The sequence below is a fragment of the Ligilactobacillus equi DSM 15833 = JCM 10991 genome (assembly GCF_000615765.1).
Taxonomy (GTDB): domain Bacteria; phylum Bacillota; class Bacilli; order Lactobacillales; family Lactobacillaceae; genus Ligilactobacillus; species Ligilactobacillus equi.
Window position 1 is genome coordinate 1 of the sequence record NZ_BAMI01000059.1, and the last position, 11,982, is coordinate 11,982.

The following is an 11,982-nucleotide window of genomic DNA, read 5'->3' on the forward strand; positions in this document are numbered from 1 at the left end:
GCAGTAGTAGCAGTTGCGGTTATCGCATCTACCTTGATGATATTACCATTTTTCAGGCCGCTATCATAAGTCCGCAAGTTGTAACTGTTCATTACACTAATCAAAGTACTAGCGTAATTAGGTGCAGTCGCGTAAGTTCCATAAACTCCATTACGTAAGTTTTGGGCTGCTTGATCTGGTGTGGCAGCATTAGCTGGGGCTGAATTAGGGAAACGTGTTAAAATCAAGGTTGCATAAGCATCCAATGCCTCTTGATAAGAAGCGTAGCGTTGGAACTTTGCATTAACCGTATGATAAGCGCCCCCATAATATTCTTGGGTTGGCATGACAATATAATTACCTGTTCCGTTCCACTTCACCCCGAATAAATTATAAGCTTGCGTCGCTAACTGACTTTGCCCCCAAGCACTTTCTACAGCCGCTTGCGCAATCATTAAGGAAGCATACACCCCGCGTGATTGGGACACAACTTGGGCAGGTTCTGTAATTTGCGCCAAGAAACGTTGCACATTGGCAGGGTAACTGGAAGTCGACGCCACCACGATTTGTGGTTGCGTTTCGTTGGTCGCAGCCGTCTGTGTGACCTTACTTTCAACTATATTAGTCGGGTCAGTTGTAACAGTAGCAGTGCTAGTTGTTGCGGTTACCTCAGATGATTCAACATCCGCTGCAACTTTAGATGTTGGCATATTTTCGGTCACCTGATTAGTCTTTTCAGTTGCCGTCACTTCTGGTGTACTAGTTGTGGCAGACTCCTCTGCAGTTACCACACTGGTAGCTGTTTCACTAGTTTCTTCAGTCTCAGGAGCAGTTGTTGTAGCTTCTGTACTAGTGGCGTCGGTCCTACTATTAGCAACTTGGCTCCTGGCAGGCGTTTCCACTGTCGCTGTGGCTACCATATCAGTATTAACTTGACTAGTTTGTGAACTAGCTTGATTATCCACCATGGTCGTAGTCAGACTTTGGTTATCATTTTTTAATGTTTCTTTATTGTTATTATCTACAGTATCCGCCGCTGCTTTATCCTTATTTAAAGCCAAGACTCCGGCCCCCATCAAGAAGGTCGTCCCTAGGTAAGTCGTGGCTTTCCTTAAACCCTTAAGTTGTTTGCTTTTAGTAGCTAATTTTCGTTGCGCTAATGTATATTTCCGGCTTTTCATTACTTCCCCTACTTTCTATGCATATTTTAATTTCGGTCATTTAATCTAATTATAGCAGACTTTTTTAGCCGTAACTTTATTTATTTTGTTAAATTTTCACATGCTCTTTTACAATTTTTCGTAATTAATTTAATATTCTTGGACATGCGAAAAAGCCTCTAAGCTCAATTAGTAAGCTTAGAGGCTTTCAAATTTTATTCTTGCACTGATTGTTCAGCTTGTTGGGCTTCTTCTAAATGATTAATCGTCATAAAGTTTGAAGCTGGTTGACCGACCAATTCAGGTTGAATTTCACGATACTTCTTCATACCAGTCCCGGCAGGAATAATCTTACCGATGATAACATTTTCCTTCAAACCAACTAATGGGTCATTCTTACCGTGGATAGCGGCATCAGTAAGTACACGTGTTGTTTCTTGGAAGGAAGCAGCTGATAAGAAACTATTAGTTTCCAAGGCAGCCTTGGTAATTCCAAGCAAGACCGGACGGGCTGTGGCTGGATTACCACCAGCAAACAAGGTCTTTTCGTTGCGGTCTTGGAAGTCATAGATATCCATCAAAGTCCCTGGCAACATGTCTGTTTGACCTGGATCCATGACCCGCACCTTTCGAAGCATTTGACGTGTCATAACTTCGATGTGCTTGTCAGAAATTCCTACCCCTTGCATCCGGTAAACCTTTTGGATTTCACGCAAGATGTAGTTTTCTGTTGAAAGGGTATCACGGATGACAATTAATTCCTTAGGATCGATTGAACCAACTGTCAAAGCATCCCCACGGTGAACGCGGTCACCTTCGGCCACTTTTAAGACGGAAGTAAATGGCAAGGAGTATTCACGAGTATCAGTTTCACCACGTACGATAACCTTCTTCACGCGTTCAGCAGGGTTTTCTTCAACAGTGATAACTTCACCAGTTACTTCAGAAACAACGGCACGCCCCTTAGGATTACGGGCTTCAATAATTTCTTGCACACGAGGAAGACCTTGAGTAATATCATCCCCGGCAACCCCACCGGTGTGGAAAGTACGCATCGTCAATTGTGTACCAGGTTCCCCGATAGATTGAGCAGCCACAGTACCCACGGCTTCACCAACTTCGACCTCGGTACCTGTAGCCATGTTACGTCCGTAACAACGTTCACAAACCCCATGACGCGTGTTGCAAGTAAAGGCTGAACGAATCGTTACCATTTCAACGCCAGCATCAACCACCGCTTGCGCTAAGGCTTCATCCATCATGGTATTAGCTGGGACAATCACTTCACCAGTTTCTGGGTGCATCACTGACTTCATCGTGTAACGACCTAAAATTCGGTCGTATAAGGATTCGATTAATTCGTTACCTTCACGAATAGCAGTTACATCTAAACCACGGTCAGTGCCACAGTCTTCTTCCCGGATAATCACGTCTTGCGCCACGTCAACTAAACGACGAGTCAAGTAACCAGAGTCGGCAGTCTTCAAGGCCGTATCGGTCATTCCTTTACGCGCCCCGTGCGTAGAAATAAACATTTCCATCACAGACAAACCTTCACGGAAGTTGGCGATAACTGGCAATTCCATGGTCTTACCGTTAGGAGCAGCCATCAAACCACGCATCCCGGCAAGTTGGGTAAAGTTAGAGATGTTACCACGGGCTCCGGAATCACTCATCATTTGGATTGGGTTAGATGGATCCATGTTAGCAATCAGCTTAGCTTGAATATCATCTTTAGCCCGGTTCCAAATTGCAATAACTTGGTTATAACGTTCATCTTCGGTAATTAAACCACGACGGAATTGCTTAGCAACAACTGCCACGTCCTTGTGGGCTTTTTCGATAATTTCTGGTTTTTCCTTCAAATCAGTAACATCGGCCATCCCCACAGTTAAACCAGACTTAGTTGATTCATAGTAACCAAGGTCCTTCATCCGGTCCAAGAGTTCGGCAGTTGCAGTCACCTTGTAGTCCTTGTAAACTTGAGCGATAATGTCGGACAAGAATCCGGACTTAAATGGCCCTACCAATTCACTAGCTGCGATGTGAGCCTTAATATCTTCACCAGGTTCCAAGAAGTACTTATCAGGTACTTTACCAGATAGGTTTTCGCTACTTGGTTCATTCAAGTAAACAAAATCTTCAGGTAAAATTTCGTTAAACATTGCTTTACCAGCAGTTGTAACCATGATTCGATCTTTTTGCCAGTCGGTAAATGGCTTACCAGCGGCAGCTAAAGCAGAGGTTTGAAGCCCAATCCGTGTATGCAAGTGCACATAGTTGTTTTGGTAAGCTGTCCGGATTTCGTTGACATCCTTGAAGATCATCCCTTCACCTTCACGGTCAGCTTCTTCAATCGTAATGTAGTAGTTACCGATTGTCATATCTTGAGATGGTGAGATGATTGGATTACCATCTTTAGGTGCCAAAATGTGGTGAGCAGCTAACATCAAGAGCCGGGCTTCGGCTTGAGCTTCGTCAGATAATGGGACGTGAATGGCCATTTGGTCCCCATCAAAGTCGGCGTTGTAAGCTTCACAAACTAAGGGGTGTAAACGCATGGCCTTACCATCAACCAAAGTAGGTTCAAAGGCTTGGATACTCAAACGGTGCAAAGTAGGTGCCCGGTTAAGTAAGACAGGGTGTTCCTTGATAACGTCTTCTAAGACATCCCAAATAGCATCGTCACGTCGATCAATCATCCGCTTTGCAGAACGGATGTTATTAGCCAATTCGCGCTTTACTAATTCACGCATCATAAATGGCTTAAACAATTCTAAGGCCATTTCGTGAGGTAGCCCCATTTGGTGTAACTTCAAGTAAGGACCAACGTCGATAACAGAACGACCAGAGTAGTCAACCCGCTTCCCGAGCAAGTTTTGACGGAAACGCCCTTGCTTACCTTTCAACATGTGTGAAAGTGACTTCAATGGACGGTTACCAGGACCTACAACGGGACGACCACGACGACCGTTATCGAAGAGGGCATCCACCGCTTCTTGTAACATCCGCTTTTCGTTTTGGACGATGATTCCTGGTGCATTTAAGTCTAATAAACGCTTCAAACGATTATTCCGGTTCAAGACCCGACGATATAAGTCGTTAAGGTCGGAAGTTGCGAAACGACCACCTTCAAGTTGAATCATAGGACGTAATTCTGGCGGAATAACTGGTAAGACATCTAAGACCATCCATTCTGGCTTGTTACCAGACTTCAAGAAGGCTTCTAAGATATCCAAACGGCGAACGGCACTAGTTCGTTTTTGACCAGTCGCTGTCTTCAATTCTTCCTTTAAGTCATCACATTCTTGTTCAAGATCGATGCTTTGAAGTAAAGTCCGTAAAGCTTCCGCCCCCATGGCTGCCTTGAACTTACCTGGGTATTGAGCTTGACGTTCACGGTATTCAGTTTCTGTCATCAAGTCCTTTAACTTGATTGGAAAATCCTTGTCAGTAGGTTCTGGTGTCACTTCAGTCACGACGTAAGAAGCGAAGTAGATAATTTCTTCCAAAGCACGAGGACTCATCCCTAAGACAAGTCCCATCCGGCTAGGGATACCCTTGAAATACCAGATGTGTGTTACAGGAGCAGCTAATTCAATGTGCCCCATTCTTTCACGACGTACTTTTGAACGTGTAACTTCGACCCCACAACGGTCACAAACAATCCCTTTGTAACGTACACGCTTGTACTTACCACAGGCACATTCCCAGTCTTTTGTAGGTCCGAAAATTCTTTCGTCAAATAAACCATCTTTTTCAGGCTTCAATGTACGGTAGTTGATAGTTTCTGGCTTCTTAACTTCACCATAAGACCAACTTCTGATTTTATCTGGTGAGGCTAAGCCAATTTGCATACTATCAAATTTGTTGACATCGATCAAAGGACCGACCTCCTTTTCTTTTTGCTTTGTCTTAAATTTCTTGCTTTACTTCTTCGTTCGCTTCAGTTGCTACTTGGGCTTCCTTAGCTTTTTCTTCTTGCTTAACTTGACGGCTGATTGCGTCGACGTTAACTACGTCATCGTCATCATCCATGTCACGTAATTCGATTTCTTGTTTGTTACTGTCTAAGACCTGCATGTCTAAACCTAAGGCTTGTAATTCTTTGACTAAGACACGGAAAGATTCAGGCACACCTGGTTGAGGAATTTGTTCGCCCTTCACGATGGCTTCGTAAGTCTTAACCCGTCCAACCACATCGTCAGACTTGTAAGTTAAGATTTCTTGCAAGGTGTAAGCAGCCCCGTAAGCTTCCAAGGCCCAAACTTCCATTTCCCCGAAACGTTGGCCCCCGAATTGAGCCTTACCACCAAGTGGTTGTTGAGTAACAAGTGAGTATGGTCCAATTGAACGAGAGTGAATCTTGTCATCAACCATGTGTGACAGTTTCATGTAGTACATAACCCCAACAGCAATCCGGTTATCAAAAGCTTCACCAGTTCGACCGTCATAAAGAATGGTCTTACCATCACTTGGTAAACCGGCTTCCTTCAAGGCATCCCAAATATCGTCATCACGAGCCCCATCAAAGACTGGTGATGCTACGTGAATACCTAATTCACGTGCTGCCATCCCTAAGTGCAAGTCTAATACTTGCCCGATGTTCATCCGAGATGGAACCCCCATTGGAGAAAGCATGATGTCAATTGGTGTACCATCAGGCATAAATGGCATGTCTTCTTCAGGAATTACGATAGAAACCGTACCCTTGTTACCGTGACGACCGGCCATCTTGTCCCCGACTTGAAGTTTACGCTTTTGAGCGATGTAAACCCGCACCATTTGGTTAACACCAGGTGCTAATTCATCGCCACCTTCACGAGTGTAAATCTTCACGTTTTGAACGATACCACCACCACCGTGAGGTACACGTAAGGAAGTATCCCGTACTTCACGGGCTTTTTCGCCAAAGATAGCGTGTAAGAGACGTTCTTCAGCCGATAATTCTGTCATTCCCTTAGGAGTAACCTTACCAACTAAAATATCGCCATCTTTAACTTCAGCCCCGATACGGATAATCCCGAATTCATCAAGGTTCTTCAAGGCGTCTTCCCCAACGTTAGGAATTTCACGGGTAATTTCTTCAGGTCCGAGCTTAGTGTCACGAGCTTCAGAGTCCATTTCTTCAATGTGAATCGATGTGTAAACATCATCCTTAACCAAACGTTCGTTGATGGCGATGGCATCTTCGAAGTTGTAACCATCCCAAGTCATGAAAGCAATCAACGGATTTTGACCTAAGGCTAATTCCCCACCTTCCATGGCTGGACCGTCAGCCAAGATTTCATCAGCATCAACGCGGTCACCTACGCGGACGATTGGTGTTTGGTTGTAGTTCTTACCGGCGTTAGAACGACGGAATTTCATTAATTTGTACTTGTCTAAAGTAGCGTCTTCACGACGAACACGAATTTCACGTGCATCAACATATTCAACTACCCCAGCGTGGTCGGCAATCACAGCGTCTCCCGCATCGTGAGCAGCCTTGTATTCAATCCCCGTACCCACGAGTGGTGCATGTGGTTGAATCAATGGCACAGCTTGACGTTGCATGTTGGCACCCATCAAGGCCCGGTTGGAGTCATCGTTTTCCAAGAAAGGAATACATGCTGTGGCCACAGCAACTACTTGCTTAGGCGAAACGTCCATGTAGTCAACTTTATCGATAGAAACTTCGATGTTTTCTTCTTCGGCACGGGCCATAACCACATCGTTAACAAAGGATCCATCATCATTTAATGGAGAGTTGGCTTGAGCCACAACGTAGTTATCTTCTTCATCGGCTGTCAAGTAATCAATCTTGTCAGTAACCTTATGAGTGTCCCATGAAACCCGACGGTATGGAGTTTCAATGAAACCGTAACGATTAACACGACCGTAAGATGAAAGTGATGAAATCAAACCAATGTTAGGACCTTCTGGTGTTTCGATAGGACACATCCGACCATAGTGCGTGTAGTGCACGTCCCGCACTTCATAGCCAGCCCGGTCACGCGTCAAACCACCAGGCCCTAAGGCTGAAAGACGACGTTTGTGCGTTAATTCTCCTAATGGGTTCGTTTGATCCATGAATTGTGACAATTGAGATGAACCAAAGAATTCCTTAATAGACGCTACTACAGGGCGAATGTTGATTAATTGTTGTGGAGTAACTGTGGCTGTGTCTTGAATTGACATTCTTTCGCGAACCACACGTTCCATCCGTGTCAAACCGATACGGAATTGGTTTTGTAATAATTCACCCACGGAACGAATACGACGGTTACCTAAGTGGTCAATGTCATCCGTAGAACCGATACCTTCTTGTAAGTTAAAGAAGTAGTTCATTGATGCCATAATGTCAGCTGGGGTAATGTGCTTGAAGTCTGCACTAATGTTACCATTACCAATCATGTTAACCACACGTTCAGGGTCAACTTGAGAATAAACCTTAATAACTTGGATAGTCATATCATCCGTTACCACGGCTTCTTCACTTGGGGTGAAAGTCATCATCTTGAAGTCATCGCGATCAAGGTAAGCCCCTAAGGTTTCCATAATTTTTTTGTCGATTACGGTACCTTCTTCAACTAAGATTTCTCCAGTTTCTGGATCAACCAAAGTTTCCGCTAAACGTTGGTCCAATAAGCGCGTCTTCAAACTTAACTTCTTGTTGACCTTGTAACGACCTACTGGTGCGAAATCGTAACGCTTTGGATCAAAGAAACGAGCAGTTAATAAGGAACGTGATGAATCAGCCGTCTTAGGTTCACCAGGACGAAGACGTTCGTAGATATCCTTCAAAGATTCTTCCACTCGTGAGTCCTCAGTATTTTTGTGTACATCTTTTTCAATGGTTAAGTTCAAGCTTTCGCTGTTTTCACCTAAGATTGAGACGATTTCTGAGTCAGAACCGAAACCTAAGGCCCGAACCAATTCAGTCACAGGTAATTTCCGTGTCCGGTCAATTCGTACGTAGGCAATATTTTTGGCGTCTGTTTCGTATTCCAACCAAGCCCCACGGTTAGGGATTACAGTGGTACCAAAGTTTTCACGCCCATTTTTATCTAATTCAGAGTTAAAGTAAACCCCTGGTGAACGAACTAATTGTGAAACAATAACCCGTTCAGCCCCGTTAATGATGAAAGTCCCTTGCTTGGTCATCAATGGTAAATCACCAAAGAAAACATCTTGTGACTTGATTTCATCTGTTTCGTGGTTAATTAAGCGTAATGTTACGTGTAATGGTGCAGAGTAATTAGCATCATGCTCCCGTGCTTCGTCAACGGTGTATTTAGGTTCTAATAACCGGTAGTTGTCGAATTCTAATGAAAGGTTACCCCCGAAATCTTCAATCGGCATGATGTCTTCAAACATTTCCTTCAACCCGTCGTTTAAGAACCAGTTGTAGGAATCAGTTTGAATTTCAATCAAGTTTGGTAATTCCAAAACTTCCTTGATTCGTGAGTAACTTCTCCGTACACGGTGCTTGCCGTATTTTACTAAGTGTCCTGCCAAGTTGTTCACCTCTCCAAAAATTTACTGTGCTTTTTTACCAAAATCAAATATTACATTTGTGTTACAAAACATTTTTTAAACGCAATTTAAGTGAATTTTGGCAAAAAAAAACCAAAAACAGTCCGGAATAACAACGTTAACCTCACTATTTTTGCTTCTTCTTTCCTTATCAACGGACAATAGATCGCTAATAAAGTCTAAATTCACAGTTTTTGCATCTATATATGATAACAACTAACTTTCATTTTGTCAATATAAAAGAGGAAGTTTCCTTCCTCTCAAAAATTATTCTAAAGTTAATGCCAATTGTTCAGGATTCTTAATGTTTAACGTAATTTCACCTTTTGAAGCGCCAATCGTTACTTGACTGCCAACCTCAATGCGCCCCTCTAATAAAGCGTCACTTAACAAATCTTCAATCTTACTTTGTAATGCACGGCGAATTGGACGCGCTCCATATTGTGGATCAAATCCTGCCTTAGCAATTACATCAATGGCGGCCGGAGTTAGCTTCAAATTAATGTTTTGTTCCTTGAGACGCACAACAATTTGCTTAGACATCTTCTTAACGATATCGTGTAATTCCTTCTTACCCAAGCTGTGGAAGATGACAACTTCATCAATCCGGTTTAAGAATTCTGGGCGGAAGTGCTTCTTGAGACTTTCTTTAATTTTACTGGACATGGCGGCGAAATCTTCACCTGGCTTGCTGCTAGCCCCAAAACCAACCGACTTTTCATCACGTAAGGCAGTCGCTCCTAAATTAGACGTCATAATAATAATGGTATTTCTAAAGTCCACGCGACGACCCTTGGCATCCGTTAAGTAACCATCATCTAGGACCTGTAAGAGTAAGTTGAAGATATCAGGGTGAGCTTTTTCCACCTCATCTAAAAGTACCACCGAGTATGGCTTATTGCGGACCTTTTCTGTTAGTTGGCCCCCTTCTTCATAACCTACATACCCTGGAGCAGCCCCAATCAAACGACTAGTAGCAAATTTTTCCATGTATTCACTCATATCAATACGAATCATAGCGTCTTGAGAACCAAATAAGGATTCTGCCAGGGTTTTGGCTAATTCGGTCTTCCCTACCCCAGTAGGGCCCAAAAACATGAAGGAACCTAAAGGACGGTTCGGGTCATTTAGACCGCTACGCGCCCGACGCACAGTTTTGGCCACTGCTTTGACCGCTTCATCTTGACCAATCACTCTTTGATGGAGTACCTTCTCGAGACGTAAGAGTTTTTCACTTTCGCTCTTGGTCATTTGTTGGGCCGGAATACCGGTCCATTCTGCCACTACCTGAGCAATATCTTCCCGCGTCACTTCTGGCCACTGTTTTTGTGAACCTTTGGCGACTTGCTTAGCTAACTTTTCTTTGAGTTTCATTTCTTCATTACGAATCAACGCGGCTTGTTCAAAATCTTCACTTAATAATGCCTCGTTTTTAGCTTGAGCTAACTCTGCTAATTTTTGCTCAGGACTCAAGCTGGCCTTGCGTAATTTCTTTTCAGTTGCTTCAATGCGTACTTGCGCACTAGCTTCATCCATTAAGTCAATAGCCTTATCTGGTAAGAAACGGTTAGTAATGTAGCGACTACTAAATTCAACAGCAGCCCTTAAGGCTTGATCGGTTAAGACTACCTTGTGGTGGTTTTCGTAACGTTCCTTCAAACCTTGGAGAATTTCTAAAGCTACCGTTTGGCTTGGTTCCTCTACGTTAACACGGGCAAAGCGCCGTTCCAAAGCAGCATCGGATTCGACATACTTTTGATACTCATCTAAAGTTGTAGCCCCGATAACTTGGACTTCTCCCCGTGCAAGAGCTGGTTTTAAAATGTTGGAAGCATCAACAGACCCTTCAGCCCCCCAGCACCAATTAAAGTATGGAGTTCATCCACAAACAAGATGACATTGCCATCCTCATAGATTTCATTAAGCACACGCTTCAAACGGTCTTCAAATTCTCCCCGGTATTTCGTCCCGGCTACCAAGGAACCCATATCCAACATCATAATCCGCTTGGCCTTAAATTCATCCGGCACCTTGCCGGCTACAATCCATTGAGCCAAGCCTTCGACAACTGCAGTTTTACCGACCCCTGGTTCCCCTAAGAGAACCGGGTTGTTCTTGGTACGACGACTCAAAATCCGAATGGCACGCCGAATTTCTTGATCACGACCAACCACAGGGTCAACTTTTTTATCTCGGGCTAAAGCCGTTAAATCACGGGCCAACTCATCTAAAGTCACAGTTTGACCTTGCTTTTGAGCTTGCTGAGCCTTGCGAGCTTTGCGCACTTGAGCCGGACTAATTCCTAATTGGTGGTAAATAACTGAGTACATCCGCTTCAAATCGACCCCTAAGTTCACTAAAATACGTGCCGCTAAGGCCGATTCATCTGACAACAAGGCTAATAAAAGATGTTCAGTACCGACCTTTTCACCATTAGTAAGTTTAACTTCTTCTTTGGCCTTTTCTAAAATGTAACGTCCCTTAGGTGAGTAAGGAAGATAAGCATTACCTTGACGCTTGAGGTTACCATATCCGGTTAGGTGTTCAATTTCTTCCCGCACGTCAACGGCATTGACCATCATTTGTTTTAGGATTCCCGCAGCCAAACCACTATCTTCAATGGTCAAAGCTAATAGGAGATGTTCGGTTCCAATGGCCTGGTGCTTGAAAAAAATCGCTTGCTGTTGGGCTAATTCTAGAACCCGACTCGCACTTGGTGTATATAAATCATCCATCTTTTTCCCTCATTTCATCTTAATTGCTGTATTTTAAGCGTTCTAAAATGGCCTTGAGAATTTGCGCCCGCAAACCATCATCAGCCACAGTCTTTTGGTCTAAGGTCGCCAAAATTAAATTGCTTCGCGCTTACTTAAAATTTGATCATCGTAGAGACCCTGAATAATCTTCCAGGCTTGCTTAGTACTGATTTGCTCTCCAATATAAGCTAACAAGGTTTGGAACATTTCCGTATTATCAACCAAATTAATTTTGGCAATACGGATATACCCCCCACCTCCACGCTTACTTTCCACTAAGTAGCCATTTGGTAAGGTAAAACGCGTTTTTATCACATAATTAATTTGTGAAGGCACACAATCAAAGCGACGTGCAACTTCAGAACGCTTAATTTCTACCGCATTAGCATCATTTAAAATTTCTTTTAGATAACGCTCAATAATATCTGAGATATTACGCTCTTGCATCAACGGGCCTCCTTTTCTTTGACTAATGTTGACTTTAATTATAAAGGTAAACCAACCTTAATTGCAAAGAATTTAGCTTCGAAGACACAAAAAAAGCTTGCTAAAGCAAGCTTTCATCGCGA

The 11,982-nt window shown here is 43.4% G+C and carries 3 protein-coding genes and 2 pseudogenes; all 5 read right to left on the minus strand.

Translation table 11 applies throughout. The annotated features are described in order from the left end of the window. A partial coding sequence (locus JCM10991_RS10030; RefSeq protein ID WP_025021386.1) for a glycoside hydrolase family 73 protein occupies positions 1-1,160 on the minus strand: 1,160 nt, incomplete at its 3' end. A 194-nt stretch (positions 1,161-1,354) separates the two neighbouring features. After that, the gene (gene rpoC, locus JCM10991_RS10035) at positions 1,355-5,023 is read right to left on the minus strand and encodes a DNA-directed RNA polymerase subunit beta' (RefSeq protein WP_025021387.1); all 3,669 of its coding nucleotides are present in this window, start codon (positions 5,021-5,023) and stop codon (positions 1,355-1,357) included. Between the two features lie 31 nt (positions 5,024-5,054). Then, positions 5,055-8,648: a DNA-directed RNA polymerase subunit beta gene (rpoB, locus tag JCM10991_RS10040; protein WP_152524915.1), complete on the minus strand. Its 3,594-nt coding sequence runs from the start codon at positions 8,646-8,648 to the stop codon at positions 5,055-5,057. 276 nt (positions 8,649-8,924) lie between these two features. Then, positions 8,925-11,392 (minus strand): annotated as a pseudogene (locus JCM10991_RS13685) (ATP-dependent Clp protease ATP-binding subunit). Between the two features lie 19 nt (positions 11,393-11,411). Next, positions 11,412-11,860 (minus strand): annotated as a pseudogene (locus tag JCM10991_RS13690) (CtsR family transcriptional regulator). Positions 11,861-11,982 lie beyond the last annotated feature (122 nt).